General features: G+C 65.6%; 24 protein-coding genes and 1 tRNA gene. 8 read left to right on the top strand and 17 right to left on the bottom strand.

Annotated elements, in window-relative coordinates:
* Nucleotides 1-11 precede the first annotated feature (11 nt).
* From C5F44_RS08120 to C5F44_RS08130, 4 genes are all read right to left on the bottom strand, one after another.
* Complete coding sequence (locus tag C5F44_RS08120; protein WP_107673015.1) at nucleotides 12-1,193, bottom strand: vWA domain-containing protein; 1,182 nt, start codon at nucleotides 1,191-1,193, stop codon at nucleotides 12-14.
* A 23-nt stretch (nucleotides 1,194-1,216) separates the two neighbouring features.
* A complete protein-coding gene (locus tag C5F44_RS17970; RefSeq protein ID WP_181318220.1) occupies nucleotides 1,217-1,381 on the bottom strand; it encodes a hypothetical protein in 165 nt (54 codons plus the stop codon).
* 48 nt (nucleotides 1,382-1,429) lie between these two features.
* Nucleotides 1,430-2,818, bottom strand: coding sequence for a DUF2927 domain-containing protein (locus C5F44_RS08125; RefSeq protein WP_107673016.1), 1,389 nt, complete (start codon nucleotides 2,816-2,818; stop codon nucleotides 1,430-1,432).
* A 466-nt stretch (nucleotides 2,819-3,284) separates the two neighbouring features.
* Nucleotides 3,285-4,124, bottom strand: coding sequence for an AAA family ATPase (locus C5F44_RS08130; protein WP_107673017.1), 840 nt, complete (start codon nucleotides 4,122-4,124; stop codon nucleotides 3,285-3,287).
* A 173-nt stretch (nucleotides 4,125-4,297) separates the two neighbouring features.
* On the opposite strand from C5F44_RS08130, the gene dksA reads away from it, so the two are divergent.
* The gene (gene dksA / locus C5F44_RS08135) at nucleotides 4,298-4,720 is read left to right on the top strand and encodes an RNA polymerase-binding protein DksA (RefSeq protein ID WP_107673125.1); all 423 of its coding nucleotides are present in this window, start codon (nucleotides 4,298-4,300) and stop codon (nucleotides 4,718-4,720) included.
* Between the two features lie 94 nt (nucleotides 4,721-4,814).
* Nucleotides 4,815-6,002 carry an FAD-dependent oxidoreductase gene (locus tag C5F44_RS08140; RefSeq protein WP_107673018.1) on the top strand — a complete coding sequence of 396 codons (1,188 nt, stop codon included), beginning with the start codon at nucleotides 4,815-4,817 and terminating at the stop codon, nucleotides 6,000-6,002.
* Nucleotides 6,003-6,059: 57 nt separating this feature from the next.
* On the opposite strand, the gene xth is transcribed toward C5F44_RS08140, so the two are convergent.
* The 3 genes from xth to C5F44_RS08155 all read right to left on the bottom strand — a co-directional run bounded on the left by xth (nucleotide 6,060) and on the right by C5F44_RS08155 (nucleotide 8,031).
* A complete protein-coding gene (gene xth, locus C5F44_RS08145) occupies nucleotides 6,060-6,839 on the bottom strand; it encodes an exodeoxyribonuclease III (protein ID WP_107673019.1) in 780 nt (259 codons plus the stop codon).
* Nucleotides 6,840-6,874: 35 nt separating this feature from the next.
* Nucleotides 6,875-7,606: a hypothetical protein gene (locus C5F44_RS08150; RefSeq protein WP_107673020.1), complete on the bottom strand. Its 732-nt coding sequence runs from the start codon at nucleotides 7,604-7,606 to the stop codon at nucleotides 6,875-6,877.
* A 98-nt stretch (nucleotides 7,607-7,704) separates the two neighbouring features.
* Nucleotides 7,705-8,031, bottom strand: a complete 327-nt coding sequence (locus C5F44_RS08155) for a HesB/IscA family protein (RefSeq protein ID WP_107673126.1) — start codon at nucleotides 8,029-8,031, stop codon at nucleotides 7,705-7,707.
* Between the two features lie 78 nt (nucleotides 8,032-8,109).
* Here C5F44_RS08155 and C5F44_RS08160 point away from each other — a divergent pair, with 78 nt between their 5' ends.
* Nucleotides 8,110-9,306: a deoxyguanosinetriphosphate triphosphohydrolase gene (locus C5F44_RS08160; RefSeq protein WP_107673021.1), complete on the top strand. Its 1,197-nt coding sequence runs from the start codon at nucleotides 8,110-8,112 to the stop codon at nucleotides 9,304-9,306.
* 80 nt (nucleotides 9,307-9,386) lie between these two features.
* Here C5F44_RS08160 and C5F44_RS08165 read toward each other — a convergent pair whose 3' ends face one another.
* Nucleotides 9,387-9,851, bottom strand: a complete 465-nt coding sequence (locus C5F44_RS08165) for a disulfide bond formation protein B (protein WP_412917536.1) — start codon at nucleotides 9,849-9,851, stop codon at nucleotides 9,387-9,389.
* 163 nt (nucleotides 9,852-10,014) lie between these two features.
* On the opposite strand from C5F44_RS08165, the gene ypfJ reads away from it, so the two are divergent.
* From ypfJ to C5F44_RS08185, 4 genes are all read left to right on the top strand, one after another.
* On the top strand, nucleotides 10,015-10,866 hold the full coding sequence (ypfJ, locus tag C5F44_RS08170) for a KPN_02809 family neutral zinc metallopeptidase (protein WP_107673023.1): 852 nt from the start codon (nucleotides 10,015-10,017) through the stop codon (nucleotides 10,864-10,866).
* Nucleotides 10,867-10,921: 55 nt separating this feature from the next.
* Nucleotides 10,922-11,005 (top strand) — tRNA-Leu (locus C5F44_RS08175).
* A gap of 218 nt (nucleotides 11,006-11,223) precedes the next feature.
* Nucleotides 11,224-11,886 carry a Hint domain-containing protein gene (locus C5F44_RS08180; protein WP_107673024.1) on the top strand — a complete coding sequence of 221 codons (663 nt, stop codon included), beginning with the start codon at nucleotides 11,224-11,226 and terminating at the stop codon, nucleotides 11,884-11,886.
* 212 nt (nucleotides 11,887-12,098) lie between these two features.
* On the top strand, nucleotides 12,099-13,901 hold the full coding sequence (locus C5F44_RS08185) for a Hint domain-containing protein (RefSeq protein WP_107673025.1): 1,803 nt from the start codon (nucleotides 12,099-12,101) through the stop codon (nucleotides 13,899-13,901).
* 6 nt (nucleotides 13,902-13,907) lie between these two features.
* On the opposite strand, the gene C5F44_RS08190 is transcribed toward C5F44_RS08185, so the two are convergent.
* The 9 genes from C5F44_RS08190 to C5F44_RS08230 form a co-directional block, all read right to left on the bottom strand.
* A complete protein-coding gene (locus C5F44_RS08190) occupies nucleotides 13,908-14,501 on the bottom strand; it encodes a nucleotidyltransferase family protein (RefSeq protein ID WP_107673026.1) in 594 nt (197 codons plus the stop codon).
* Between the two features lie 58 nt (nucleotides 14,502-14,559).
* Entirely contained in the window at nucleotides 14,560-16,980 is a 2,421-nt protein-coding gene (locus C5F44_RS08195) for a GcvT family protein (RefSeq protein ID WP_107673027.1), read from the bottom strand.
* A 545-nt stretch (nucleotides 16,981-17,525) separates the two neighbouring features.
* Nucleotides 17,526-18,824: a branched-chain amino acid ABC transporter permease gene (locus C5F44_RS08200; protein WP_107673028.1), complete on the bottom strand. Its 1,299-nt coding sequence runs from the start codon at nucleotides 18,822-18,824 to the stop codon at nucleotides 17,526-17,528.
* Nucleotide 18,825: 1 nt separating this feature from the next.
* Nucleotides 18,826-19,830, bottom strand: coding sequence for a branched-chain amino acid ABC transporter permease (locus tag C5F44_RS08205; RefSeq protein WP_107673029.1), 1,005 nt, complete (start codon nucleotides 19,828-19,830; stop codon nucleotides 18,826-18,828).
* A 3-nt stretch (nucleotides 19,831-19,833) separates the two neighbouring features.
* On the bottom strand, nucleotides 19,834-20,547 hold the full coding sequence (locus C5F44_RS08210; RefSeq protein ID WP_107673030.1) for an ABC transporter ATP-binding protein: 714 nt from the start codon (nucleotides 20,545-20,547) through the stop codon (nucleotides 19,834-19,836).
* Entirely contained in the window at nucleotides 20,540-21,331 is a 792-nt protein-coding gene (locus C5F44_RS08215) for an ABC transporter ATP-binding protein (RefSeq protein WP_107673031.1), read from the bottom strand. The genes C5F44_RS08210 and C5F44_RS08215 overlap by 8 nt, the downstream gene beginning before the upstream one ends.
* Before the next feature lie 113 nt (nucleotides 21,332-21,444).
* Nucleotides 21,445-22,647 (bottom strand): ABC transporter substrate-binding protein, encoded by a 1,203-nt coding sequence (locus C5F44_RS08220; protein WP_107673032.1) that lies wholly within the window; start codon nucleotides 22,645-22,647, stop codon nucleotides 21,445-21,447.
* Nucleotides 22,648-22,886: 239 nt separating this feature from the next.
* A complete protein-coding gene (locus tag C5F44_RS08225; RefSeq protein ID WP_107673033.1) occupies nucleotides 22,887-24,083 on the bottom strand; it encodes an ABC transporter substrate-binding protein in 1,197 nt (398 codons plus the stop codon).
* Between the two features lie 178 nt (nucleotides 24,084-24,261).
* The gene (locus C5F44_RS08230; RefSeq protein WP_107673034.1) at nucleotides 24,262-25,284 is read right to left on the bottom strand and encodes a GlxA family transcriptional regulator; all 1,023 of its coding nucleotides are present in this window, start codon (nucleotides 25,282-25,284) and stop codon (nucleotides 24,262-24,264) included.
* A gap of 159 nt (nucleotides 25,285-25,443) precedes the next feature.
* Here C5F44_RS08230 and C5F44_RS08235 point away from each other — a divergent pair, with 159 nt between their 5' ends.
* Nucleotides 25,444-26,814, top strand: coding sequence for a class II 3-deoxy-7-phosphoheptulonate synthase (locus C5F44_RS08235; protein WP_107673035.1), 1,371 nt, complete (start codon nucleotides 25,444-25,446; stop codon nucleotides 26,812-26,814).
* Nucleotides 26,815-26,854: the final 40 nt, after the last annotated feature.

A 26,854-nucleotide genomic window follows, 5' to 3' on the forward strand; every position in this document is an offset into this window, starting at 1 on the left:
AAGACCGCACCCTAGCGCAACTCTTTCAGCCCGCGGGCAATGCCTTCCGCCGTCATCGGCACCATGCGGCCGCCGAAGATTGACCGGATCATCCCGGTCGAGGCGGTGTATCCCCAATGGTCCTCGCGCTCGGGGTTGATCCACAGGTGATGCGGCCAATGCTCCACCGCCCGGGTCAGCCAGACCTGGCCGGCTTCGGGGTTCCAGTGTTCGTTGGCACCGCCGGCATGGGTGATTTCATAGGGTGACATGGCGGCATCGCCGACAAAGATCACGCGCCACTCGGGGCCGTGGCTGCGCAGCACGTCCCAGGTGGGGGTCTGGGCCGACCAGCGCCGCGCGTTGTCACGCCAGACGCCTTCATACAGGCAGTTGTGGAAGTACCAGCTTTCCAGATGGTGAAACTGTGACTTCGCCGCCGAGAACAGCTCTTCCATCACGCGGATATGCGGGTCCATGCTGCCGCCCACATCCAGAAACAGCAGCACCTTCACCGCGTTGCGGCGTTCGGGGCGGGTCTTCACGTCCAGCCAGCCTTGATGAGCGGTGGCGCGGATGGTGCCGTCAAGGTCCAGTTCCTGAACCGCACCGTCGCGCGCCCAGCGACGCAGGCTGCGCAGCGCCAGCTTGATGTTGCGGCTGCCGATTTCGGCCTGATCGTCAAGATTGCGGAATTCGCGCTTGTCCCAGACCTTGACCGCGCGGCGGTGGCGGCTTTCGTCCTGTCCGATGCGCACGCCTTCGGGGTTGTAGCCATGGGCGCCAAAGGGCGAGGTGCCGGCGGTGCCGATCCATTTCGACCCGCCCTGATGGCGGCCTTTCTGTTCAGCCAGCCGCTGACGCAGGGTTTCCATCAGCTTGTCGAACCCGCCAAGCGCCTGAATCTGCGCCTTTTCGGCGTCGGTCAGGTGCTTTTCGGCCAATTTCGCCAGCCAGTCTGCCGGCAGGTCCAGCGCCTGAATCAGGTCTTCCGGCGACAGGCTTTCCAGCCCGTTGAACGCGGCGGCGAAGGCGCGGTCGAAGCGGTCATAGTGGCGTTCGTCCTTGACCAGCGCCGCGCGGGCAAGGTGGTAGAAGCCTTCGACATCGGCGGTGACAAGACCTGCGTCCAGCGCGCGCAGGAAATCAAGGTATTCGCGGATCGAGACCGGCACGCCCTCGCGGCGCAGCGTTTCAAGGAATGGCTGGAACATGGCCGGGCCTTTCCGCGGTGGCGTCAGGTCAGGCGGCTGATCAGCAGGGTCAGGAACAGGCCCAGCAAGGCAAGGGCAATGCCATAGCCGGCGGCATATTGCGCCATGTCGGCCGCCTTGCCGCCCCGTTGCCGGGCGCTGAGGGTGCCGTAGATCGCCCCAATCACAAATCCACCGATGACGATCATCTGTCCCGTTCTCCCAAGATCGGCCTCAAAGCCGGGCCGGCGCGGGCGTCAGCCCGGCACCGATGGCGCGGCAAGCGCGGCGATCTCGTCCCGGCGGGCGCGGATCACCGTTTCCGAGCCGAAGCCATATCGTGCAGCGGCAAGGCTGTCGAGGCGCAGCCGGTCGGCCTCGGCCCTCTGGCCCAGATGATCCAGCGCCTCGGCCTTGAGCAGAAGCAGCGTGGCCAGCAGCGCCTGATTCTCGGCGGCGCGGACGACGGGAATGGCGCGGTCGGCAAAGCGCAGCGCCTGATCGGGCTGACCGGCGGCAAGCGCAATGGCGGCAAGCTGCATGTCGATATGGGCGACCTGCACCGCGCCACCCGGCAGGCGGGCGTAGATTGCCGAAGCGGCGGTGAATTCGCGCACGGCACGAACGCGGTTTGTGCCGACCAGCAGCCGGCCCGCCGCGAAATGGCTGAAGGCAAGGCGGCCGTCCTGCCAGCCACGGCTGCGGGCGAGCGACAGCGCGCGTTCGGCGGCGGCGCGGCGGGTGGCGACCGGCTTGCCGGCGCCAAGCGCGGTCTCGATGGCCTGGGTCCAGGCCTTGGGCGTGGCGGACAGATCGACCCCGGTCCGTTCGGCGCCGGGGCTGAGGCGGGCGAAAACGCCACCGATCCGGGCGGCAACCTGCGCCTCGGTCATGCCCGAGGCCAGTTCCGGCGCATAGGTCGCGCGCAGCATCAGCATGTCGAAGGGGGTCAGCACGGCATGGAAGTTGTCGTCGTTGAACACGCTGTCGGACAGGCGATAAAGGTCGTTCAGCGGGCCGATGGCTTGGGCCATTTCTTCATGCAGGCAATCGCGCACCTCTTGCGGGCTGGTGTCGGCGGGAATGAAGATGGCCGCCCGGCTGCGGCGGGTGACGGTGGCCCAGTCCACTGCGGCGGTGCCGCGGGCCACACGGTATTCGGCCAGCGACCCGACATTGGGCACCACGAAACAGGCGGCGGACGGGGCGATTGGCCGCAACACGGCCTTGGGGTGGAATTCGATGGTGATCGCGGCGGGCGTGCCGGGGGAAACGGCGGTGATGTCAAGGCCGGCCTCGGCCCGCAGCCGCGCCAGCAGGGCGGCAAGGTCGGGTTCGGCCGAACCGGGCACATCGCCCGTCAGCGCAACCGTGATCGGGCCTTCGAACCGGCTGAAACCGGGCAGGCTGCGGCCGCTTTCCAGCCGGAAGGTCAGCTCCATGAACGTGGCCGCCAGTTCGGCGCGGCCATGGCCGCCGGGGCCGGGCAGGGAGGCGGTGCTGGCGGTTTTGTCGAGGGCGGCGGTGGCAAAGACGGCCTGATCCGGGTCTGTGCCGGGCGCGCGGCTGCGCGTTGCCTGCGCCCCGTCGTGCGGCGCGCAGGAGGACAGCAGCATCAGCGCAGCAAGCAGCGGGACGGATCGCATGATCTGGCAGCCCGGTCTGTGCAAGCGGGGCCGGGCACCGTGCCCGGCCGGTTGGGGTGGCCCGGTGCCCGCCTTGGGCGGCGATGCCCCCACATCACCGCCCGCGGCAGTCCCCGGTGGTCCTGTCGCTGTCGCATCGGTTCGGCCAGGTGCAGGGACGAGCAGACGGGAGCCCCTGCCGACACGAACCGGACCCGCCCCACGGACCAGCCGGGGCGGGTGCTTGCGATCGCACGATGGGGCAATGTCCTCAGGGCGCGGCCATGAAGTCAATCGCCGGCACGGTGCCGGACACGGGCGACACAGCCCCTTGCGGCACGGCGTCTGCCCGGAACCAGATCTGGAGAGGGCCGATCACGGTTTGTTTCGACTTGCTTCAAGCCGTGATCGTTAGTTGTCGCAAAACATGAAGAATGGCACGGAACTGTCGGAAATCAGGACGATTCGCGTGGTCGCGGATCCGGCTTCAGCGCTGGCCGCGCGCCATGAAGGCCAGTCGTTCAAACAGGTGCACGTCCTGTTCATTCTTCAGCAGCGCCCCATGCAGTTTCGGCAGCAGATGCCGCCCATCGCGTTTCAGATCCTCGGGCGACAGGTCTTCGGCCAGGATCAGCTTCAGCCAGTCCAGCATTTCCGACGTCGAGGGCTTCTTCTTCAGCCCCGGTGTTTCGCGGATCTCGAAGAACTCGGCCAGCGCGGTGGCCAGCAGCCGTTCCTTTATGCCGGGCAGGTGGACGCGGACGATGGCGGCAAGCGTCTCGGGGTCGGGGAAGCGGATGTAGTGAAAGAAGCAGCGGCGCAGGAAAGCGTCGGGCAGGTCTTTCTCGTTGTTCGAGGTGATGATCACGACGGGCCGGTGCAGCGCGCGAATCGTCTCGCCGGTCTCGTAGACGTGGAACTCCATCCGGTCGAGTTCCTGCAGCAGGTCATTCGGAAACTCGATGTCGGCCTTGTCCACCTCGTCAATCAGCAGGACCACGCGCTGCGGGGCGGTGAACGCCTCCCACAGCTTGCCCTTGCGCAGGTAGTTGCGCACGTCATGCACCCGGTCATCGCCCAACTGGCTGTCGCGCAGCCGGCTGACCGCATCGTATTCGTAAAGGCCCTGCTGCGCCCGCGTGGTGGATTTGACATGCCATTCCAGCAGCGGCAGGCCCAGACTGCCGGCCACCTGGCGGGCAAGCTCGGTCTTGCCGGTGCCGGGTTCGCCCTTGACCAGCAGCGGCCGTTCCAGCGCCACGGCGGCATTGACCGCCACGGCCAGATCGGGGGCGGCGACATAGCCCGCCGTGGACGTGAACTTCATGGAGGCCCCCCGGGCGGCTGATCACAATTTGGGCCGGACCCTACCGGGGCGCACAAAATGCCGCAACTGCTAGTGACAAGGCGCGGCAGTTAAGCTACATGCGCCGCCAACGGGAGCACGCCATGACAGATGCCTGCCTGCCGGCGCGTGCCGACAAGATGGAGACTGCTGCGATGAAGCCGGAAGTGTTCCTGCCTGATGATTATCGACCGGCCGAAGACGAGCCGTTCATGAATGACAGGCAGCTTGAATATTTCCGCAGGAAGCTGGTTGTCTGGAAGCAGGAACTGCTGAGTCAATCCGCCGAAACCCTGGGCAACCTGACCGAAAGCGGCCGCAACGTTCCCGATCTGGCCGATCGCGCCAGCGAGGAAACCGACCGCGCGCTGGAACTGCGCACCCGGGACCGTCAGCGCAAGCTGATCTCGAAGATCGACGCGGCGCTGCGGCGGATCGAAAGCGGCGAATACGGCTATTGCGAGATGACGGGCGAGCCGATCAGCCTGAAACGGCTGGATGCGCGCCCCATCGCGACCATGACGCTGGAAGCGCAGGAAAAGCACGAGCGCCGCGAAAAGGTGCATCGCGAGGACTGAAAGGTCGCAGCCCCGGGGGGTTGCGGTATTGCGATGTTCACAGGACAGTGACGCCGGGCGCCTTGCTCCCGGCGTTTGCATTTGCGGAGGTCAGATGAGCCTGAAGGGCCGGTCGGTCATCGTCGTCGGGGCAGGGGTCGCGGGACTGGCGGCGGCGCGGGCCTTGGCCTTGCGCGGCGCGCATGTCACCGTGCTGGAGCAGGCAGACGCCATCCGCGAAGTGGGGGCCGGGTTGCAGATCAGCCCGAACGGGGCGGCGGTGCTGAAGGCCCTGGGACTGGCGCAGGAGCTGGAGCGGGTTTCAACCCGGGCGGTGGCGGTTGAACTGCGCGACGGGCTGGATGGCAGCCTGGTGACCCGGCTTGACGTGGCGAAGCTGCGCCCCGAGCAGGGCTATCACTTCCTGCACCGGGCCGATCTGATTGATCTGGTGTTGCAAGGCGCGCGCGATGCGGGCGCGGAATTGCGGCTGTTGCAGAAGGTGGAGGCGGTCGATCTGTCCGGCCCCCGGCCCAGGCTGCACATGGCCACCGGGGCCGAGATCGAGGCCGAGCTTCTGATCGGCGCGGACGGGCTTCATTCGCAGGTGCGGGCGGCGTTGAACGGCAAGGTGGCGCCCTTTTTCACCCATCAGGTGGCTTGGCGTACACTGGTGCCTTGTGAGCCGGGCGCGCCGGCGGTGGCCGAGGTGCATATGGGGCCGGGGCGGCATCTGGTCAGCTATCCGCTGCGCGGCGGCACGCTGCGCAACATCGTGGCCGTCGAGGAACGCCGCCGCTGGGTCGAGGAAGGCTGGTCGCTGCGGGATGACCCGATGGAGCTGCGGGTGGCCTTCGAAAGCTATGGAGCCCGGGTGCAGGGCTGGCTGGAACAGGCGCAGGATGTCTGGCTGTGGGGGCTGTTCCGGCACCCGGTCGCGCGGCAGTGGCAGCGGGTGCTGCCGCAGGGCGCGGTGGCGATTCTGGGCGATGCCGCGCATCCGACACTGCCGTTTCTGGCGCAGGGGGCCAGCATGGGGCTGGAGGATGCCTGGGTGCTGGCCGACAGTCTGGCCACGAAAGGTGTGGGCGAGGCGGGCCTGTCAGAGTATCAGGCCCGCCGCGCGCCTCGCGCCACCCGCATTGTGGAAGCGGCCAATCGCAACGCGCGGGCCTATCACCTGTCAGGGCCGCTGCGGTCGCTGGCGCATCTGGGGCTGCGGATCGGCGGGGCGGTGGCGCCGCAGGCTGCGCTGGGGCGGTTCGACTGGCTTTACGGCCATGACGTGACGCGGGCCGGCTGAAGCCGGGGACAAAATCCTTCGAAGGATTTTGCAAATTTCTTCGAAGAAATTTGGGCCTCAGGCGGCCAGATCGACCCAGACCGGGACATGATCGGATGGCTTGTCACCCGCCCTCGTGTCCTTGTCGATGCCCGCCTCTTCCAGCAGGTCTGCGGCCTGCGGCGACAGCAGCAGGTGGTCGATGCGGATGCCGTTGCCGCGTTCCCAGGAATTCGCCTGATAGTCCCAGAAGGTATAGATCCCCGGCCGCGGGTCGAGGGTTCGGATCGCGTCGGTCAGGCCAAGGTTGACCAGCCGGCGAAAGGCGGCGCGGCTTTCGGGTCGGAACAGCGCATCTTCAACCCAGGCCTCGGGCTTTGCGGCATCTTGCGGCTGCGGGATCACGTTGTAATCGCCAAGGAAGATCACAGGTTCCTCGGTGGACAGCAGCGCCTTCACCCGCGCCTCCATCCGGGCCATCCAGCTCAGCTTGTAATCGAACTTGGGGCCCGGTGCGGGGTTGCCGTTCGGCAGGTACAGGCCGCAGACCCGCACCGCGCGGGCCCCGATCACCGTCGCCTCGATCCAGCGCGCCTGCTCGTCGCCCTCGTCGCCGGGCAGGCCACGGGTCACGTCTTCCAGCGGCAGTTTCGACAGGATCGCCACGCCGTTGAAGGATTTCTGCCCATGGGTTTCGACGCGATAGCCCATGTCCTCGAACAGCTCACGCGGGAAGGATTCGTCCTGGCTCTTGATTTCCTGCAGGCAGACCACATCGGGGCGGGCGGCTTCCAGCCAGCGGGGCAGGGCTTCGATCCGCGCCTTGATGCCGTTGATGTTGAAGCTGGCGATCTTCATTGGCGGTTCCCCTTGTGGCGCATCGAGCGGCCAGACTAGGGGCGGGCGGCGCGCGGCACAAGCCGGGGCGCCGTGGCCGCCGCCCGCCACAGCGCATCAAGCCGGTCGATTTCGGCGGGATCGAAGCGGCCGGCCTCTTCCCAATACCGCCCCGAGGCGACGTGATAACCAAGGTCCGCCTCGCGCGACAGCGCTTCGGCGGCACGGGTGGCATCGTAGGGCTGCGGCTGCGCCAGATGCGCCAGGGCGCGCGGGTGGCGCGGGAACACCAGCCGCGACGGGCCGGCCGACAGGTTCACCAGAGCCGTGCCGCGCTGCGCGGCCAGAACCAGCGCCCGCGCCGACTTGGCCTCAAGCGACCGCAGCGTGATGTCGGGGCGCAGCGGATCGGGGGCGCCGGTGCCGTAGAAATGGGTCGGGCCGGCGGTGGGATAGTGCATGTCGCAGCCGAAAACCGCGATCACGCGCGGGGCAAGGCTGTGCAGCGCCCAGTAAAGGGCGGTAAAGGCCATGGTGCCGCCGGCATAGACAAAGCCGCCAAGCGCATTCTGGGCGGGAACGAAATCGTCCTGCGTGATCAGGCGCTGGCCCGGCCCCGGCACGGGGCGGCGGTCGGCGGGAAAATCCCAGGGGTGGATGTGGTAGTCCCAGTCGGGGCGCAGCGCATGGGCGTTGTTGATCGCCACGATGCAATCGAACGGCGCGCGCGGCCAGTGTGCAGCTTCGGCGGCCATCGGGGCCGAGCCGAGGATGAGGACGGTCGTCATCTTGGCGCCTTGCCGTTGTGGTTGAGCACAGAGGATAGGGCGCATCCGGGATGCGTCACGCGAAAACTTTGTAACGTGGCGCCGAAGAGACGGCCCTGTCAGATCGAGAAGCTGGTGCCGCAGCCGCAGGAGCTGCTGGCGTTGGGATTCTCGATCACGAAACGGGCGCCGATCAGTTCATCGGTGAAGTCGATCACGGCATTGGTCAGGAACGGCAGCGATACCGGATCGACCACCACCTTGAACCCGTCCTTTTCCAGCACAAGATCGTCACCAGCCGGGTCGTCCAGCCGGATGTCATACTGGAACCCTGAACAGCCGCCGCCCGAGACGCCGACGCGCAAGGGTTTCTGTTCGCCGGTCATTTCGGCAATTTCGGCCAGACGCGCAAAGGCGCGGTCGGTCACGCGGGGGGGAAGCGTCAGTTCCATGGGTGTTCCCGTATCCTTGGGCCTTGGCCTTACATATATGGGGTGTGATCGCTCCGAACAAGCCGAGGTCCGATGCTTGCCCCCTTTGCCTGCCTGCCCGACGCCTCGCGCGGGCGACTTTACCCCGAGGGGATGAGTTCCTTCCGCTCGCCGTTCCAGCGCGACCGGGACCGGATCATCCATTCCTCGGCCTTCCGCCGGCTGAAACACAAGACGCAGGTCTTTGTCGAACATGAGGGCGATTACTACCGCACCCGGCTGACCCATTCGATCGAGGTGGCGCAGGTGGCGCGCACGATCAGCGGGGTGCTGGGGCTGAACACCGATCTGGCCGAGGCCATCGCGCTGGCGCATGACCTGGGCCACACGCCGTTTGGCCATACCGGCGAAGACGCGCTGGCGCGGTTGATGCAGCCCTATGGCGGGTTCGACCACAACGCGCAGGCGTTGCGCATCGTGACCCGGCTGGAACGCCACTATGCCGGCTTCGACGGGCTGAACCTGACCTGGGAAACGCTGGAAGGCATCGCCAAGCACAACGGTCCGGTGATCGGCCCCAATGCCGATGCCAAGCACGCCCATGACCCCGACGCGCTTCCCTATGCGCTGGCCGAGGTGAACGCGGCCTGGGATCTGGAACTGGACACCCATGCCAGCGCCGAGGCGCAGGTGGCGGCGATTGCCGATGACGTGGCCTATTCGCACCACGATCTGCATGACGGCCTGCGCTCGGGCCTGTTCACCGAGGAAGACCTGATGGAACTGCCCGTCGCCGGCCCCGCCTTTGCCGAGGTGGACCGGCTGTATCCGGGGCTGGAAAAGATGCGGCGGCGGCATGAGGCGCTGCGCCGGGTGTTCGGCCGCATGGTCGAGGATGTGATCGCCGTGGCGCAGAACCGGCTGGCCGGGGCACAGCCGAAATCGGTGGACGATATCCGCCACATGGGCACCACGATCATCCGCTTCTCGAAGCCGCTCTATCAGGAACTGAAGGCGGTGCGGTCCTTCCTGTTCCACCGCATGTACCGCGCGCCTTCGGTGATGGAGGTGCGGGCGCAGGTGACGCGGGTGGTGGATGACCTGTTCCCGCTGTTCCTTCGCGATCCGGGCCTTTTGCCGGCCGAGTGGCGGCAGGACATTGACGCCGTACGGGACGAAACCGAACTGGCGCGCATCGTGGCCGATTATGTGGCCGGGATGACCGACCGCTTCGCCATTCAGGAACATGCCCGGCTGATGGGCGTCGATCCGGTGGTGCGGGCGGGCTGACGGGGGCCGTCCTTACGGGCGCGGTCCCCAATGTCTTGCAAGACATCGGACCGGAGTTTGTGAAAACTCCGGTCGCCCGCTCATGCCTTGCGGGTGGCGCCGAAGACCCAGATCGCGGCAAGACCCGCCGAAACAATCGCGTTCCAGCCCGCCATCGAGATGCCGGCCAGGCTCCACGGGATCTGGTCGCAGCGCACCGGGGCGGGCAGCGCGGTGGCGGGGTTCAGCAGATCGGCGCCCGACAGGCCCGCGATGGAGCCTTGGGTGCAGCTTGAGATGAACTCCCACCAGCCCTGTTCGACCCCGGCATGAAACAGCCCGATGCCGGCGGTTGCCAGCGCGGCGACAGCCCCCGCCCAGGCCAGCCAGCGCCAGCCGGTCAGCCAGATCAGCCCAAGGATCAGCACCGCCGCAGCATGTGGCCAGCGCTGCCAGAGGCACAACTGGCAGGGCGGCAGCCCGCCAAGGTACTGAAACGCGAAGGCCCCCGCCAGAAGGGCGGCCGAGCCAAGGCCCGCAACGGTGGTTGCCTGTCTCTGGGTCACACTCATGCCGGTCCCTCTGTTCATTCGGTCGGCACCATAAGCGCAGGTCATGGCGGGGGGAAGTCACGACGCGGTGCGCAGGACGGGCGTCAGGACGGGGCTTTCAGGCTGGCCCGCTTGCGGCTAGTCTGGCGGCAAGAAATGCCGTTCAGGAGAGAGTACGATGGAATGGAAGGGCCGCCGCGGCAGTGACAACATCGAGGACCGCCGCCGCATGTCGGGCGGGCGCACCGCCAGCATCGGCGGGGCGGGGGCCATTGTCGTTGTACTGATCGCCATGTTCCTGGGGGTTGACCCCAGCGCCCTGCTGGGGCCGGGCGGCGGGCAGGGCAGCAGCGGCGGCGCCCCGGTCGAACTGACCGAGGCCGACAAGCAGGCCGGCGAATTCGTCTCGGTCACGCTGGCCGATACCGAAGAGATCTGGACCAAGGTCTTTTCGGAACAGTTGAACGCGAAATACACACCCGCCGTGCTGGTGCTGTTCAAAGATCACACCCCGTCGGCCTGCGGCGGCGCGTCCGAGGCGACGGGGCCGTTCTATTGCCCGGCCGACAAGAAGGTGTATCTCGACACCGCCTTCTTCACCACGCTGCAACAGAAACTGGGCGCGCATGGCGATTTCGCGGCTGCCTATGTGGTGGCACATGAGATCGGCCATCATGTGCAGGACGAACTGGGGATTCTGGGCAAGGCGAATGCCGCCCGCCAGCGTGCCAGCCAGGAAGAATCGAACCGGATTTCGGTGATGGTCGAGTTGCAGGCCGACTGTCTGTCGGGCATCTGGGCGCGCGAGGCGGCGCAGACGCTGGGCACCATCGAACGCGGCGATCTGGAAGAGGCGGTGAATGCGGCCCGGCAGATTGGCGACGATACGCTGCAACGCAACGCCGGCCAGCGGCCGATGCCGCATACGTTCACCCATGGCACCTCGGCCCAGCGGTCCGAATGGTTCCTGCGCGGGCTGAAATCCGGCCAGATTGCCGATTGCGACACGTTCTCGGCGCGCGACCTTTAGGCCGCATCTGTGATTGACGCCCGCGGCCGGGGATATTAGACCCCGGCCTCAGGTGGCCCGAGTGGCGGAATGGTAGACGCAGCGGATTCAAAATCCGTCGCCGCAAGGCATGTCGGTTCGAGTCCGACCTTGGGCACCAGAATTTCCCGACTTCCCGAACCGATTGCGTCATGCGTGTCCCGCGTCCAGCGGTTTTCCGCATCCAGCTTGGGGGGCGCGGGCGGAAGTACCTTCCCGGCTGTCTTCCGGCGCGGTATATCTGCGGTGGGTCGCCCAGGCGGGGGCACGGGCTGGCCTGTTTCTTTGTGATCTACGACCCGGCGGAAGCACCGCTGAGGGTCTTGCATGGGTTGGTGAATGGCCCCGAACGGTGAAACCGGCAAACTGGACGACCGGCCTGCAAACCGCAGCGCCGGCCAGGGCAAGGCCGTGTCGCCCTGCTTTACCCGCGGCACGCTGATCGCCACGCCACGCGGCGAGATTCCGGCCGAACATCTGCGGGCAGGGGACCGGGTGGTCACCCGTGACAATGGCATCCAGGAAATCCGCTGGGCGGCGCGCAACGCGCTTGGCGCCGCGCAACTGCTGCTGAACGCGCATCTGCAGCCGGTGCTGATTGCCGCCGGCGCGCTTGGGAACGGCCTGCCCGAACGCGATCTGCTGGTTTCGCCCAACCATCGTGTGCTGGTGGCGGGCGACCGCAGCCTGCTGCATTTCGATGATCCCGAAGTGCTGGTCGCGGCCAAGCACCTGGTCGGCACGCCGGGGGTGCAGGCGGTGACTTCGGTCGGGCTGACCTATGTCCACTTCCTGTTCGACCGACATGAGGTGGTGCTGTCGAACGGGGCCTGGACCGAAAGCTTCCAGCCCACAGACTTCAGCCTCAAGGGCCTTGGAAACGCGCAGCGCAGCGAGATTCTGGAGCTGTTCCCGGCCTTGCACCCTGCGGCGAACGGGGGCGGCATCGGGCCTGCGCGGCGCGTCCTGACGCGGGATGAGGCGGCACAACTGAAAGCCTGATACGGCTTTTCAATTGCAATTCATTGTCCTGCCTTTATTCAGGCAATTTTTCGTCAAATACCGCCATTATCCAATTGTTTGGAAATGTGTCCAATCCTTCTGACAGGTGGTGTCCTTTTCTGATTGGCAATCGCTACCCCGAAATAACAGCTTACTGTTGACGGATTGGAAAAAATGATGCGCGATGATCGCTGGTTTCAGGTTGCCTGACCATGGCAAGAACATTTACCTGGATCTACCTTGGTTCCACGACCGCCCTTGATCCCACCGAAGGCAACGATACGGCGGAAAACGCCAGTACCCTGAACGGGCGCGTCTTTGGCACCACAGCCGATCCGCTGTTCGGGCACATCTCTTCGACCACGCTTCAGGGCACGGCGTCCAGCTTTCTGACCAACAACAGCGCCAGCGGCGGACCGTTCAGGCTCACAACTAATACGGGTGGATCGCCCACAAATTATACCTTTGATTGTGTTGTGGAATACAATGCAACCATCATTTATACCGACGGCACCACCGCCACTGTCACAGCCGTTCTGGTGCAATCCACCACAGGAGAGCTGTTCCTGGCCCCCGAACTGCCCGGCAGCAGTGACACCGCGGCTTACGAAGCCAAGCCGATCCGGTCAGTAACCATAAATTCGGTCGCCACCTCAAATGCCAATCTTGGCGCCGATCGCGCGGTGACGGGATTTGACGATGGCTATATCGACGGCACCAGCGGCAATGACCTGATTGATTCCGCCTATATCGAACCCATCGCCAATGGATCGGATAAAGTTGACAACAATGATGTGGGTCTTTCCGGGCAAAGCGGGAATGACGATTTCATTCGCGGCGGTGCCGGAAACGATACGGTTCTGGCGGGTCTGGGCAATGACATTGTTTATGGCGGCATAGGCAATGACAGCCTGTCGGGCGGGTCCGGCAATGACCGCCTGTTCGGAGAGGACGGGAACGATACCCTTGACGGCGGCACCGGCAATGACTCGCTGGATGGCGGCGCGAATGATGATCTGCTGTCAGGCGGCGCCGGCAATGACAGCCTGTCGGGCGGCACGGGAAACGACACGCTGGCAGGCGGTGACAACAACGATGTGCTGGACGGCGGCGACGGCGCCGACAGTCTGGACGGCGGCAATGGCAACGACACGCTGTTCGGCGGCGCGGGGGCCGACCAGTTGCGCGGCGGAGCCGGGGCCGACACGATCTATGGCGGTGCCGATCAGGACACGATCTATGGTGATATCGGCGATGTCGTGGATGGCGGATCAACCGGCATTGACCAGGATGTGCTGGACCTGACCTTCTGGGGGCACAAGGGCACCAATATCTATTACGATCCGGCCAACCACGAAAACGGCACGGTCGAGTTTCTGGACAGCCTCGGGAATGTCATCGGCACGATGACCTTTACCGACATCGAGCGGGTGATTGCCTGCTTCACCCCCGGGGCAAGAATCACCACCGACCGCGGCGAGGTGCCGGTTGAGGTGTTGAAGCTTGGCGACCGCGTGCTGACCCGCGACAACGGGTATCAGGAAATCCGCTGGATCGGCCGCCGCGACCTGACCCTGGCGCAGGTTCTGGCGCGCCCCGTGCTGGCGCCGGTTCGCATCGCCCGCGGGGCTTTGGGCGGCGATCTGCCCGAGCGCGATCTGGTGGTGTCGCCCCAGCACCGCATGATGATCGCGTCGCCCCGATATGAAGTGCTGTTCGGTGAGGCCGAGGTGCTTGTCGCGGCGATCCATCTGGTTGGGCGGCAGGGGATCACGGCCCTTGCGCCGCAGGCCATCAGCTACATTCATCTGATGTTCGACCACCACCAGATCATTCGCGCCGAAGGGGCCTGGACGGAAAGCTACCAGCCGGGCGCGATGGCGCTCAAGGGCAAGCCCGACCCGCAGCTTGCCGAACTGCTGGAGCTGTTTCCCGGGATCGCGCAGGGGCAAAGCTACCCTGCGGCCCGTATCACGCTGAAAAAGCGTGAAATGGCGCTGCTGGACATTGGGTAGGCGCGCTCAGCCGCGGCCCGCGCGCCAGCGGGCCCAGTCTTCCGGCGTGTCCAGATCGGTGGTGGCATGGGTGCCCGGCAGGGGCACCGGGGTGATTTCAGCCGCGTGGCGGGCCAGAACGGCGCGCGCGCCCTGATCGCCGGTCAACCCGGCCAGGTCGGGGCGCGTCCAGGGGGGGAACAGCACCGGATGGCCGGGCGTTCCGTCCTGACCCATGGCGCGCAGGATGCGGCCGGGGTGGGCGATCTGCGCCGCCAGCATCGCCTGCAGATCGGCCGTTGTAAGCTCTGGCATGTCGCCCAGCACCAGCATTACCGGCGCCTGCCGGGGCAGGGCGGCCAGACCGGCGGTCAGGCTGGCGGCCATGCCATCTTCGGGCCGGGGCACCCGCAGCCCGGTCAGCGGCAGGCCCTGCAAGGCCGCTTCGCGCGGGCCGCCGCCGGCAGGCAGGGCCACCGCGACCGGGCAGCCGGTGGCCAGCGCCACCTGTGCCAGATGGGCGATCAGCGGCTGGTCGGCAATCGGCTCCATCAGCTTGTCCGCCCCGCGCATACGCGAGGACGAACCGGCGGCCAGGATCAGGATATGAACGGGCGTCATGCCCGCCGTGATGCCAAAGAAAAGGGGGGCTGTCTGCCCCCCTTCTGGTCTGCCGGACTTAAGCGCGCATACGGCCGCCGTCATCCCACAGCGGTTCAAGGTGAACGCGGGCCGGGCGGCGTTCTCCAAGGATCTCGATCTCCAGCGCAAGACCATCCTGCACCCGGTCGGCGGGGATGAAGCCCATGGCGACCGACTTGTTCGTCCAGTGGCTGAAGCCGCCGCTGGTGCAGAAGCCGACGACCGCGCCGTCCAGCCAGATTGGTTCCCACGCCACCACATCGGCATCGGCGGCATCGACCACGATGCTGACCAACTTGCGCTTGGGCCCTGCCGCCTTTTCCTTCAGCGCCGCCGCCTTGCCAATCCAGTCGGTGGGCTTGTTCCACGAAATGAAGCGGTCAAGCCCGGTCTCGGCGGGCGTGTAGTCGGGGCTGAACTCGCGGCCCCAGCTTCCGAACCACTTGTCCAGCCGCAGCGACATCATCGCGCGCATCCCGAACGGGCGCAGGCCCATGTCCTTGCCGGCCTCGTTCAGCACGTCCCACAGGTGGCGGACGGAATGGATGTCGCAGAAGATTTCATAGCCCAGATCAGCGGTATAGCTGACGCGCTGCACGATGCAGTTGGCCATGCCGACGGTCATCTTCTTCACGTCCATGAACCTGAACGCCTCGGCGCTGACATCGGCGCGGGTCACGCGGGCCAGCAGATCGCGCGCGCCGGGGCCGGCGATGGTAAAGCCCGAGCGGCTGTCCGAGATGTTTTCCACCGTCACGCCGGGTTCTGCGTGCTGGTCGAACCAGCGCTGGTGCCAGCCCTGCGCGCCGTAGCTGGCGGTCAACTGGAATTCGGTTTCCGACAGGCAGGATACGGTGAAATCGCCGATGATCTTGCCCGATTGCGCCAGCATCGGGGTCAGCGACAGCCGGCCCGGTTTCGGGATGCGGCCGGCCATGATCCGGTCAAGCCAGGCGCGGGCGCCGGGGCCTTTGACCAGATATTTTCCGAAATTCTGCAATTCGTTGATGCCCACGCCTTCGCGGACGGCGCGGACTTCCTGTTTCGTCGCCTCCCAGGCGTTCGAGCGTTTGAAGGTGGGCGTCTCCAGCCGCGGTTCGCCGGGCAGGGCGTGGTAGTTCACCACTTCCAGCCCGTATTGCTGGCCCCAGACGGCGTTCATGCCATCGAACACCTCATACATCGGGGTGGTGCGGAAGGGGCGGGCGGCGGGGCGTTCCTCGTTCGGATACGAGACGTTGAAGCGCATCCGGTAGTTTTCCATCACCTTCGGCACGGTATAGCCGGGGCTGGTCCAGGTGCCGAAGCGCGACACGTCGAAGCCGCGCGGGTCGCGTTCCACCTCGCCCTCGATCATCCATTGCGCCAGGGCCAGGCCCATGCCGCCGCCCTGGCTGAAACCGGCCATCACGGCGCAGGCGGACCAGTAGTTGCGCAGGCCCTGCACCGGGCCGATCAGCGGGTTGCCGTCGGGGGCAAAGGTGAAGGGGCCGTGGATCACCCGCTTGACGCCGCTGCGTTCCAGCACCGGGAAGCGGCGGTAGGCGAAGGCGACGGAGTCGGCGATCTTGTCGAAATCCTCGTTCAGCAGTTCATGGCCGAAGGTCCAGGGCGTGCCATCGACCGACCAGGGTTCGCAGGGCTTTTCGTAAAAACCGATGCACAGGCCACGGCCTTCCTGCCGCAGATAGCTTTCGCCGCCCGGGTCCATCACATGCGGGAATTCGCGGCCCGATTTCAGGATGTCCATGATTTCGGGGATGTCGTCGGTCACCAGATACTGGTGCGCCATCGGCAGCAGCGGCAGGTAAACCCCTGCCATTGCTCCAACTTCCCGGGCCCAGAGGCCGGCGGCGTTGACGAGGTGTTCGCAGGTGACGGTGCCTTTTTCGGTCACCACTTCCCAGCCTTCGGCGGTGGGGTTGGTTTCCAGAACGCGGTTGTGCAGCACGATTTCGGCGCCGCCCATGCGGGCCGCCTTGGCATAGGCGTGGGTGGTGCCGGACGGGTCAAGGTGGCCATCAAGCGGGTCGTAGAGGGCGCCGATGATGCCTTCCAGATTGACCATGCCTTCGGTGAATTTCGCGATTTCCGCCGGGCCGAGGATTTCGGTATCCAGCCCCATGTAGCGGTGTTTGGCGCGTTCGGCCTTGAGCTGTTCAAAGCGGGCGGGGTTGTCGGCCAGCGTGATGCCGCCCACATGGTGCAGCCCGCAGGACAGGCCGGTGATGGCCTCCAACTCCTTGTAAAGACGGATGGTATAGCCTTGAAGCGCGGCCATGTTGGTATCGCCGTTCAGGGTGTGGAAGCCGCCGGCGGCGTGCCAGGTGCTGCCCGAGGTCAGCTCGCTGCGTTCGATCAGCATCACGTCGGACCAGCCGAGTTTGGTCAGGTGATACAGGACCGAACAGCCGACGACGCCGCCGCCGATCACAACCACGCGCGCATGAGATTTCATCCCGGGACTCCCTGAAACTTTCCCGCAATCTGGCCGGGCGGGGCCGGAATGGCATGTTCTTTCGCGACAGAAAATGTCGCTTGCGGTGCCGGGTGTGGTGCAAGTCAGGGGTGTATTTCCTGATTGATTGACACTCCTTGCGTGTTAACCTTCGTTAATTTCTTGAAGAGGTCGTTCCATGATCAGAACAATTTTCCTTGCAATTTCAGGGCTTATCCTCACGTCGCAGGTCGTTCTTTGCGGTCCATCTCTTGCAATCGCAGAAGCCCCGGAACCCGCGCCGGTTCTGTCAGTGGAGGAGGCCGTGTCGATGTTGGGGCTCTTGCAACCTGACGCCTTGGTTGCGGCGAGTTGCTGCAAGCGGTGCAGCAAGGGAAAGGCCTGCGGTGACAGTTGCATTGCGCGCGACAAGCGGTGTCACAAGGGGCCGGGCTGCGCATGTGATTGAAAAACGCGCCGGCCGGGGGGCGGGCACGTTTTTCGGGGTATGTCTTACGTCTGCCTTGCGTCGTGCCGGCGTATGTCTGACGTATGACTGTGGCGCGTCACTTTTCGGGGATCAGGCCCCTTGGCGCGAAGCGCAGGACGACCAGCAGAACGACGCCCAGGGTCAGCAGGCGCATATGCGCGGCGGTGTCCTGAAGGTGGTTCTTCAACTCGCCGGCGGGCAGCGCGGCCAGCACATAGCTCATCATCTGCGGCCCGAGGAATTCGACCGCGAGATAGAGCCAGCCGATCAAGAGGCCGCCCAGCACCGCGCCCCAGTTGTTGCCCGATCCGCCAACGATCACCATCACCCAGATCAGGAAGGTGAAGCGCAGGGGCAGGTAGTTGCCGGGGGTGATCTGGCCTTCCATCGAGGTCATCATCGCACCGGCCAGGCCGACGACGGCCGAACCGATGATGAAGATCTGCAGGTGGCGCCATTTCACATCCTTGCCCATGGCGGCGGCGGCGACTTCGTTGTCGCGGATGGCGCGGACCATGCGGCCCCAGGGGCTGTTGAGCGCGCGTTCGGTCAGCCAGATCAGCGCGAACAGCACCAGCGCGAACATCGCGGCATACATCAGCTTGACGAAGATGGTGGAGGAGGAGACCGGGTCCATGCCCCAGCTTTGCGCAAAGCTGAGGAAGCCCGGATCGACCTGAAGGTCCACTTCCTTGGGCACGGGCCAGGGGCGGGGCAGGTCGATCAGGTTCTTCACGCCCCGGTCAAGCCAGTCTTCGTTGCGCATCACGGCGACGATGATTTCGGCAATGCCAAGGGTGGCGATGGCCAGGTAATCCTCGCGCAGGCCAAGGGCGATCTTGCCGATCACCCAGGCGGCGGCGGCGGCCATCAACGCGCCCACCGGCCAGGCCCAGAGCGAATTCAGCCCCAGCCCGCCGATATGGCCGGCCTGGGCGGGGTTGTTCGCCTCGACCGCCATGACGGCGGGGTCAAGGATGCCGCGATAGATGAAGAAGGCCACGACCAGGAACAGCGCCACCGCCAGCCCGCGGATGCGCGAGGCGGGCAGGCGCCGGTAAAGCCAGACCGTCAGGGCCACGGCGAAGACGGCGAACAGCAGCGCGGCCAGGATGCGCGGGCCACCGGCGGCCCAGCCTTCCGGCACCTGCTTGCCCGCGACCAGCCCGACAGCCAGACCGCCAAGCGCGACCGAGCCGACGATGCCTGTCGAGAACAGGCCGGCATAGCCCCACTGGATGTTCACTCCGATGGCCATGATGGCCGACAGGAGCGCAAGGTTCAGGATGTTCAGCGACAGGTTCCAGCTTTGCAGCACCCCGGTCAGGATGAACAGCAGGGCGACGCCGGCGAAGAGGGTCAGGTTGCGGGCCATCTCACTTGCCTCCGAAGATGCCCTGCGGGCGGAACAGCAGAACGACGATCAGGATCACGAAGCTGACGGCCACCTTGTAATCGGTGGACAGCGCCTGATAGAGGCCCGGCCCCAGCCAGTCGGGCGGGGCAAGGTAGCCCAGGATCTTGCGCCAGGCCGAGGTGACGATCAGTTCCGAAAAGGCGATGACATAGCCGCCGACGATGGCGCCCAGCGGGCTGCCAAGACCGCCGACGATGGCCGCGGCGAAGATCGGCAGCAGAAGGCCGAAATAGACGAAGACGCGGAAGCTCTTGTCCAGGCCGTAAAGCGTGCCTGCGATGCAGGCCAAGGCGCCCGCGATCATCCAGGTGACCATGACCACGCGGTCAGGGTTGATGCCGGACAGAAGCGCCAGATCCTCGTTGTCAGAATAGGCGCGCATCGACTTGCCGGTGCGGGTCTTTTGCAGGAACCAGAACAGCAGCGCCACGCAGACCACCGCCACCACGACCGACACCGCCTGTGTCGTCTTGATCGCCAGCGGTTCGGCAAGGCCGGTCGCATCGCGGAAGGTCTTGGGGTCCAGCAGGAAGCGGCTACCGTCGGTGAAGTTCTTTTCCGAGGTGCCGATGATCATCCGCACCAGCCCGTTCATCACGAACATCACCCCGGCCGAGACGATGACCAGGATGATCGGCTTGGCCCGCTGGCGGCGGTAGAAACGATAGACCACGCGGTCGGTGCCCAGCACCATGGCGATGGTGACGGCAATGCCGAAGGGCAGGGCCAGCAGCGCGGTGGGCAGCGGGCCGCCGGTGATGCCCATCGACTGGAACCACCAGGTGAACAGGATCACGAAGGCGGTGCCGAAGGCCATGGTATCGCCATGGGCGAAGTTGGAAAACCGCAGCACGCCGAAGATCAGCGTGACCCCCAGCGCGCCAAGCGCAAGCTGGCTGCCATAGGCAAGGCCGGGGATCAGGATGAAGTTCGAGAAGGCCACAAGGGCGTTGAGGAAGTCCATGTCTCAGCCCCCGAGGAACGAACGGCGCACATCCGGGTCGGCAAGCAGCGCCTTTCCGGTGTCGGTGAAGCGGTTGGCGCCCTGCACCAGCACATAGCCCTTGTCGGCAATCTCCAGCGCCTGACGGGCGTTCTGTTCCACCATCAGGATGGAAATGCCGGTGCGGGCGATTTCGATGATGCGGTCGAAGAGTTCGTCCATCACGATGGGGCTGACCCCGGCGGTGGGTTCGTCCAGCATCAGAACCTTGGGCTGGGTCATCAGCGCGCGGCCGACGGCGACCTGCTGGCGCTGGCCGCCCGACAGTTCCCCCGCCGCCTGATGGCGTTTCTGCTTCAGGATGGGGAACAGGTCATAGACCTGTTCCATCGTGTCGCGGATCTGGGCGTCGGTGCGGATGAAGGCGCCCATCTCGAGGTTTTCCTCGACCGACATGGTGGTGAAGATGTTGTGGGTCTGCGGCACGAAGCCCATGCCCTTGCGCACGCGGGCCTGCGGGGTGAGGGCGGTGATGTCCTCGCCCGCCAGCCGCACGCTGCCCTGACGCAGTTTCAGCATGCCGAAGACCGCCTTCATGGCGGTGGACTTGCCCGCGCCGTTCGGGCCGACGATGACCGCGATCTCGCCGGGTTCGACGGCGATGGTGCAGGAATGCAGGATGTCGACCGCGCCATAGCCGCCGGTCATGTTTTCACCGATCAGGAAGGGTTCAGCCATGGGCGTGTTCTTCCTTCAGCTTGTTCTTCAGGCCGGTGCCCAGGTAGGCCTCGATCACCCGTTCGTCGTTCTTCACTTCGTCCACCGTGCCTTCGGCCAGAACCTTGCCCTCGGCCATGCAGATGACCGGGCCACAGATGCGGCCGATGAAATCCATGTCGTGTTCGATCACGCAGAAGGTATAGCCGCGTTCCCTGTTCAGCCGGACGATGGCATCGCCGATGGTATTCAGCAGGGTGCGGTTCACCCCGGCGCCCACCTCGTCAAGGAAGACGATCTTCGCGTCCACCATCATGGTGCGGCCCAGTTCCAGCAGCTTCTTCTGCCCGCCCGAGATCATGGCCGCCTTCTGGTCGGCCAGGTGGCTGATGGTCAGGAACTCCAGCACCTCATCGGCCTTGGCGCGCAGGCGTTCCTCTTCCGAGGCGACCTTGCCGCGGCGGAACAGCGCGTCCCACAGGTTTTCGCCCGATTGCGCGGCGGGAACCATCATCAGGTTCTCGCGCACGGTCATGCTGCCGAATTCATGGGCGATCTGGAAGGTGCGCAGAACGCCCTTGTGGAACAGCACATGCGGCGGCAGGCCGGTGATTTCCTCGTCGCCCATGTACACATGGCCCGAGGTGGGCGGCAGGCGTCCGGCGATGACGTTGAACAGCGTGGTCTTGCCAGCGCCGTTCGGGCCGATGAGGCCGGTGATCGCGCCCTTGCGGATTTCCAAGGTGGCGCCATCGACGGCACGGAATCCACCGAAATGGCGATGAAGGTTCTCGACCCTGATCATACTATCCCCTGGCGGGCCCGCCGCTTTCGCTGTGCGTGGGGGGCCTTCTGATTGGCGAACGGCCCGGGCAATGCCCGGGCCGCCGTCTCTGATGTCATGGTTTCAGCGTCGGATCAACGGTAACCGACGATTTCCCACTTGCCATCCTTGATCTCGTCTTCGGCGAAGGTGCCCGAGGCATCGCCGCCGTCGATCAGCGTCACGCCGGTGGCGCCGTCATAGTCGATGGCGGTGCCGGCCGCGATCAGTTCCAGCGCCTTGCCCAGTTCGCCGGCCTTGATCTTGGTGCCCGAACCGTCGGCGGGGCCGTTGGCGATTTCGATGACCTTGTCCTTGTAGACCTTCGGGTCGGTCGAGTTCGCCGCCTGCATCGCCAGCATGATCAGCGCCGCCGCGTCATAGCTGGTGGCGGCGAAGTTGGTCGAACCGTCGAAGGACGGCTCGAAGGCCTTGGCCAGATCGAGATAGGCGCTATAGCCTTCCGAGGTGGAGGCGGCGTGTTGCCCGAACGAGCCGTTCAGCGCCGGGCCGATGGCTTCGACAAGGCTGTCGCCATACATGCCGCCCGGCAGGCCGAAGGTGGTGAAGGCGCCGGTGTCCACGGCGGCCTGGATGATGCCCTTGCCGCCCTGGTCGATGTAGCCTGCCACGACCAGCACGTCGCCGCCGGCCGAGGCCAGGGCGCCGACTTCGGCCGAGTAGTCCGCCTTGCCGTCGTCATGGCTGGCGTTGATGGTGATGGTGCCGCCCTTGGCGGTGAAGGCGTTGGCGATGGCTTCGGCCAGGCCCTTGCCATAGTCGCTGTTGGAATAGGTCAGCGCGATCGACTTGACGCCGCGGGCTTCCAGCACGTCGGCCATGACCTGGCCTTCGCGGGCGTCCGAGGGGACGGTGCGGAAGAACAGGCCGTCATCCGGGTCGGTGCTGAGGGCGGGCGAGGTGGCCGAGGGCGAGATCATCACGATGCCGTTCGGCATGGCGACGTTGGTCAGCACGGCGCGGGTCACACCCGAGCAGTCGCCGCCGATGATGCCCTTGACGCCTTCCACGGTGACAAGGCGTTCCGCAGCGGCCGAGGCGGCGGCGGCGTCGATGCAGGTCGAGTCGGCGCGGACGTTCTGGAACACCCAGCCATTCGCCGCCTTGCCCGAATCGTTCACTTCCTTGATCGCCATGTCGGCGGCGGTGAACATGTTGGGCGAGATGCTTTCGATCGGGCCGGTGATGCCAAGCAGCGTGCCCAGCTTCACGTCTTCGGCAGATACGACACCAGCGGTCAGCGCCAGCGTCGAAGCGGCCAGAAACAGTTTCTTCATGGGGTCCTCCAGACCGGATCAGATTCCTGCGGCAAGGCCGAACCGGCCGCCCAGCCGGAGGGAATACCCCCGCCCGAACAGCGGCAAGGCGACAGAAAGCCGCGCAAATCTTTTGCACTGTCAGAACGGAAAGTGGAAGGACCGGGCAGAAAAAGAATGGCCCTGCCCGCAAGGGTGCGGGCAGGGCCGGGGATATGGCGCGACTCAGCCCCTGCAGGGGGGGCAGGCCGCCGGACGGATCAGCGGAACTTGACGGTCTCGTACTTGCCGCCCTTGATCTCGAACTCCTTGTAGCGGCCGGCCGATTCACCGGGGCCGATCAGGGTGACGCCCGAGGCGCCGTCGTAATCGACCGCCTTGCCGGCGGCGATCAGTTCCAGAGCCTTGCCCAGTTCGCCCGGAAGGATCTTGGTGCCCGAGCCGTCTGCCGGCCCGTTGGCGATGTCCATGATCTTGTCCTTGTAGACGTTCGGGTCGGTCGAGCCGGCGGCGACCATGGCCAGCATGATCAGCGCGGCGCCGTCATAGCTTTCCATCGAATAGGGCGAGGTTGCGTCGAAGGGGGCGGCGCTGGTCTTGCCCATTTCGGTCAGGATCGCGGCGCCGGGGCTGTCGGACTGGGCGACCTGGCCATAGCTGCCGTCCAGGCCCGGGCCGATGGCGGCGGGCAGGCTGTCGCCGACCATGCCGCCGGGCAGGCCGAAGGTCGAGAAGGCGCCGCTGTCCAGCGAGGCCTGGATGATGCCCTTGCCGCCCTGGTCCAGATAGCCGGCCACGACCAGAAGGTCGCCGCCCGCCGCCGCAAGGGCTGCGACTTCGGCCGAATAGTCGGCCTTGCCGTCGTCATGCGCGGCGTTGATCGTGACCGTGCCGCCCTTGGCGGTGAAGGCCGCGGCGATGGCTTCGGCCAGGCCCTTGCCGTAGTCGCTGTTGGAATAGGTCAGCGCGATCGACTTCACGCCCTTTTCGGTCAGGATGTCGGCCATGACCTCGCCTTCGCGGGCGTCCGAGGGCGCGGTGCGGAAGAACAGGCCATTGTCCGGGTCGGCGCTGAGCGCGGGCGAGGTGGCCGAGGGCGAGACCATCACGATGCCGTTCGGCATGGCGACATTGGTCAGCACGGCGCGGGTCACGCCCGAGCAGTCGGCGCCGATGATGCCCTTGACGCCTTCGGCGGTGATCATCCGCTCTGCCGCAGCGGTGGCCGCCGCCGCGTCGGTGCAGGTGGAATCGCCGCGCACCGGCACGAAGGTATAGGGCGACTTGCCCGAGGCATTCACCTCGGACATGGCCAGTTCAGCGGCCGCGGCCATGTGCTTGGTGAGCGATTCGATGGGGCCGGTGAAGCCGATGAGGATGCCCAGTTTGACATCTTCGGCCGAGGCGGCGCCCACGGTCAAAGCGCAGGCCGAAACGGCCAGCAGAAGTTTCTTCATTTTTTATCTCCCTGTTCGGACTGTTGTCCTGAAAAGGCAGCCTAAAGCCGATGCAATTGAAAGAAAAGTCTGTTGAATGGCCGGGAAATGGCAGCCAATTCCCCGCTTTTGATGAAAGTCGATGCGGGTTTTGCCCACAATTTCGGCGGCTTGCCCGCAAGGGCCGAAGCGGCGCGGATCAGATCGACAGGCGGACCGGCACGGCGCCGGGCAGGCCTTGCGTGCCGCGTTCGCGATAGGGGGTGGTGTTGTAATGCGCCCGGTAGCATTTCGAGAAATGCGACGGGCTGGCAAAGCCGCAGGCGAGCGCCACGTTGATCACGCTCATATCCGTCTGCATCAGCAGGTTGCGCGCCTTTTGCAGACGCAGTTCCATGTAATAGCGTTTCGGGCTGCGGTTCAGATAGCGGCGGAACAGGCGTTCCAGTTGCCGGGTGGACATGCCCACTTCCTCGGCCAGATCGGCGGGCGACATCGGGTCTTCGATATTGCCTTCCATCATCTGGATGACCTGGGACAGTTTCGGATGCCGCACGCCGATGCGGGTGGGGATCGACAGGCGCTGCGTGTCCTGATCGGTGCGGATGGTGGAATAGATCAACTGGTCGGCCACGGTATTGGCCAGATCCTCGCCATGGTCGGCGGCGATCACCTTCAGCATCAGGTCCAGCGACGAGGTGCCGCCGGCGGTGGTCCAGCGGTTGCCGTCCATGACGAAGACCGATTTGGTCAGCTTCACCTCTTCGAATTCCTCAAGGAAGCCGTCCTGGTTTTCCCAGTGGATGGTGGCCTTCTTGCCATCCAGCAGCCCCGCACGGGCCAGCGCGAAGGCGCCGGTGCACAGGCCGCCGACGATGGCGCCGCGCCGCGCTTCGCGCCGCAGCCAGTTCAGCACGCCGCGCGTGGTGGCCCGCTGCACGTCGATGCCGCCGCAGACCAGGAGCACGTCCTCGCGGTCGATCTCGGTCAGGCCCATGTCCAGCTTGAAGGCGGTGCCGTTGGAACAGACCGCCACCTCGCCGCCTTCGCCGGCCAGCGCCCAGGCGTAAAGCGGACGCCCCGCCACGCGGTTGGCAATGCGCAGGGGTTCGATGGCGCTGGCGAAGGCCAGCATGGTGAAGCGGTCAAGCAGCAGGAAGACAAACCTGCGCGTTGCGGCCTCGGTCGCGTTCTGGGTGGCTTTGCGCGGAGAGATGGACATCTTGCGACCTGTTGGTGTCGTTTGCGGGCATTGGAAGCCGAAATTTTACACTTGTGCAAGAGCCAGCAGCATATCTTTCACCCGCCTTTTGCGGTTTGCATCCAAAGGCGGCAAGGGCTATAGGCTCGGGCCGTTATCGCAAACGATGCGGAGGGTGCCATGACCAAGGGTTGGACGAAATCGGACTGGCGTGCAAAGCCGCGGGTCCAGATGCCGGATTACCCCGATCAGGCGGCCCTGAAGGGCGTTGAGGCGCAGCTTGCCAAGTATCCGCCGCTGGTCTTCGCGGGTGAGGCGCGGCGGCTGAAGAAGCAGCTTGCACAGGCCGCGGCCGGCAAGGCCTTTGTCCTGCAGGGCGGCGACTGTGCCGAGAGCTTTGCCGAATTCAGCGCCGACAACATCCGCGACACGTTCCGCGTGATGCTGCAGATGGCGGTGGTGCTGACCTATGGCGCCAAGGTGCCGGTGATCAAGGTCGGCCGCATGGCCGGGCAGTTTGCCAAGCCGCGCTCCGCCCCCACCGAGGTGATCGGCGGGGTGGAATACCCCAGCTACCGCGGCGACATCATCAACGGGTTCGAGACCTCGGTCGAGGCGCGGATGCCCGATCCGCAGCGCATGTTGCAGGCCTATACGCAGGCGGCGGCCAGCCTGAACCTGCTGCGCGCCTTCAGCACCGGCGGTTTTGCCGACATCCACCGCGTTCATAGCTGGACGCTGGGCTTTGCCGATCAGGACAAGGCCGAGCGTTACCGCGAGCTGTCGAACCGGATTTCCGACGCGCTGGACTTCATGAACGCGGCTGGCGTGAACAGCGAGACCGCGAACGAGCTGAGCCGGGTGGATTTCTACACCAGCCACGAGGCGCTGCTGCTGGAATACGAAGAAGCCCTGTGCCGGATCGACAGCCTGACCGGGCAGCCGGTGGCGGGGTCGGGGCATATGCTGTGGATCGGCGACCGCACCCGTCAGGTGGACGGCGCGCATGTCGAATTCTGCCGCGGCGTGCTGAACCCGATCGGGCTGAAATGCGGGCCTTCGACCACGGTCGATGACCTGAAGGTGCTGATGGCCAAGCTGAACCCGGAAAACGAGGCGGGCCGGCTGACGCTGATCGCGCGTTTCGGGGCGGGCAAGGTGGGGGAAAACCTGCCGCGCCTGATCAAGGCGGTGCAGGAGGAAGGCGCCAATGTCGTCTGGTCCTGCGACCCGATGCACGGCAACACGATCAAGTCGTCGTCGGGCTACAAGACCCGGCCCTTCGACAGCGTGCTGCGCGAGGTGCGCGAGTTCTTTGCCATCCACAAGGCGGAAGGCACCGTCCCCGGCGGCGTGCATTTCGAGATGACGGGGCAGGACGTGACCGAATGCACCGGCGGTCTGCGCGCGGTGTCGGATGAAAACCTGGCCGACCGTTACCACACCGCCTGCGACCCGCGGCTGAACGCCAGCCAGTCGCTGGAACTGGCCTTCCTTGTGGCCGAGGAACTGACCCGCCAGCGCGAGGAAGCGCGTCGCGTCGCGTTCTGAGCCGGCAGGCAGATCTGCAACAGGCGCCCGTCCCGAAAGG

Origin of the sequence: Fuscovulum blasticum DSM 2131 (assembly GCF_003034965.1) — a bacterium.
Taxonomy (GTDB): Bacteria; Pseudomonadota; Alphaproteobacteria; order Rhodobacterales; family Rhodobacteraceae; genus Pseudogemmobacter; species Pseudogemmobacter blasticus.

What these genes read in the sequence shown, in the direction of transcription:
- C5F44_RS08120 (WP_107673015.1), bottom strand. Translation starts at nt 1,193, where the DNA reads ATGTTCCAGCCATTCCTTGAAACGCTGCGCCGCGAGGGCGTGCCGGTC.
- C5F44_RS17970 (WP_181318220.1), bottom strand. Translation starts at nt 1,381, where the DNA reads ATGATCGTCATCGGTGGATTTGTGATTGGGGCGATCTACGGCACCCTC.
- C5F44_RS08125 (WP_107673016.1), bottom strand. Translation starts at nt 2,818, where the DNA reads ATGCGATCCGTCCCGCTGCTTGCTGCGCTGATGCTGCTGTCCTCCTGC.
- C5F44_RS08130 (WP_107673017.1), bottom strand. Translation starts at nt 4,124, where the DNA reads ATGAAGTTCACGTCCACGGCGGGCTATGTCGCCGCCCCCGATCTGGCC.
- dksA (WP_107673125.1), top strand. Translation starts at nt 4,298, where the DNA reads ATGAAGCCGGAAGTGTTCCTGCCTGATGATTATCGACCGGCCGAAGAC.
- C5F44_RS08140 (WP_107673018.1), top strand. Translation starts at nt 4,815, where the DNA reads ATGAGCCTGAAGGGCCGGTCGGTCATCGTCGTCGGGGCAGGGGTCGCG.
- xth (WP_107673019.1), bottom strand. Translation starts at nt 6,839, where the DNA reads ATGAAGATCGCCAGCTTCAACATCAACGGCATCAAGGCGCGGATCGAA.
- C5F44_RS08150 (WP_107673020.1), bottom strand. Translation starts at nt 7,606, where the DNA reads ATGACGACCGTCCTCATCCTCGGCTCGGCCCCGATGGCCGCCGAAGCT.
- C5F44_RS08160 (WP_107673021.1), top strand. Translation starts at nt 8,110, where the DNA reads ATGCTTGCCCCCTTTGCCTGCCTGCCCGACGCCTCGCGCGGGCGACTT.
- ypfJ (WP_107673023.1), top strand. Translation starts at nt 10,015, where the DNA reads ATGGAATGGAAGGGCCGCCGCGGCAGTGACAACATCGAGGACCGCCGC.
- C5F44_RS08180 (WP_107673024.1), top strand. Translation starts at nt 11,224, where the DNA reads ATGGCCCCGAACGGTGAAACCGGCAAACTGGACGACCGGCCTGCAAAC.
- C5F44_RS08185 (WP_107673025.1), top strand. Translation starts at nt 12,099, where the DNA reads ATGGCAAGAACATTTACCTGGATCTACCTTGGTTCCACGACCGCCCTT.
- C5F44_RS08190 (WP_107673026.1), bottom strand. Translation starts at nt 14,501, where the DNA reads ATGACGCCCGTTCATATCCTGATCCTGGCCGCCGGTTCGTCCTCGCGT.
- C5F44_RS08195 (WP_107673027.1), bottom strand. Translation starts at nt 16,980, where the DNA reads ATGAAATCTCATGCGCGCGTGGTTGTGATCGGCGGCGGCGTCGTCGGC.
- C5F44_RS08200 (WP_107673028.1), bottom strand. Translation starts at nt 18,824, where the DNA reads ATGGCCCGCAACCTGACCCTCTTCGCCGGCGTCGCCCTGCTGTTCATC.
- C5F44_RS08205 (WP_107673029.1), bottom strand. Translation starts at nt 19,830, where the DNA reads ATGGACTTCCTCAACGCCCTTGTGGCCTTCTCGAACTTCATCCTGATC.
- C5F44_RS08210 (WP_107673030.1), bottom strand. Translation starts at nt 20,547, where the DNA reads ATGGCTGAACCCTTCCTGATCGGTGAAAACATGACCGGCGGCTATGGC.
- C5F44_RS08215 (WP_107673031.1), bottom strand. Translation starts at nt 21,331, where the DNA reads ATGATCAGGGTCGAGAACCTTCATCGCCATTTCGGTGGATTCCGTGCC.
- C5F44_RS08220 (WP_107673032.1), bottom strand. Translation starts at nt 22,647, where the DNA reads ATGAAGAAACTGTTTCTGGCCGCTTCGACGCTGGCGCTGACCGCTGGT.
- C5F44_RS08225 (WP_107673033.1), bottom strand. Translation starts at nt 24,083, where the DNA reads ATGAAGAAACTTCTGCTGGCCGTTTCGGCCTGCGCTTTGACCGTGGGC.
- C5F44_RS08230 (WP_107673034.1), bottom strand. Translation starts at nt 25,284, where the DNA reads ATGTCCATCTCTCCGCGCAAAGCCACCCAGAACGCGACCGAGGCCGCA.
- C5F44_RS08235 (WP_107673035.1), top strand. Translation starts at nt 25,444, where the DNA reads ATGACCAAGGGTTGGACGAAATCGGACTGGCGTGCAAAGCCGCGGGTC.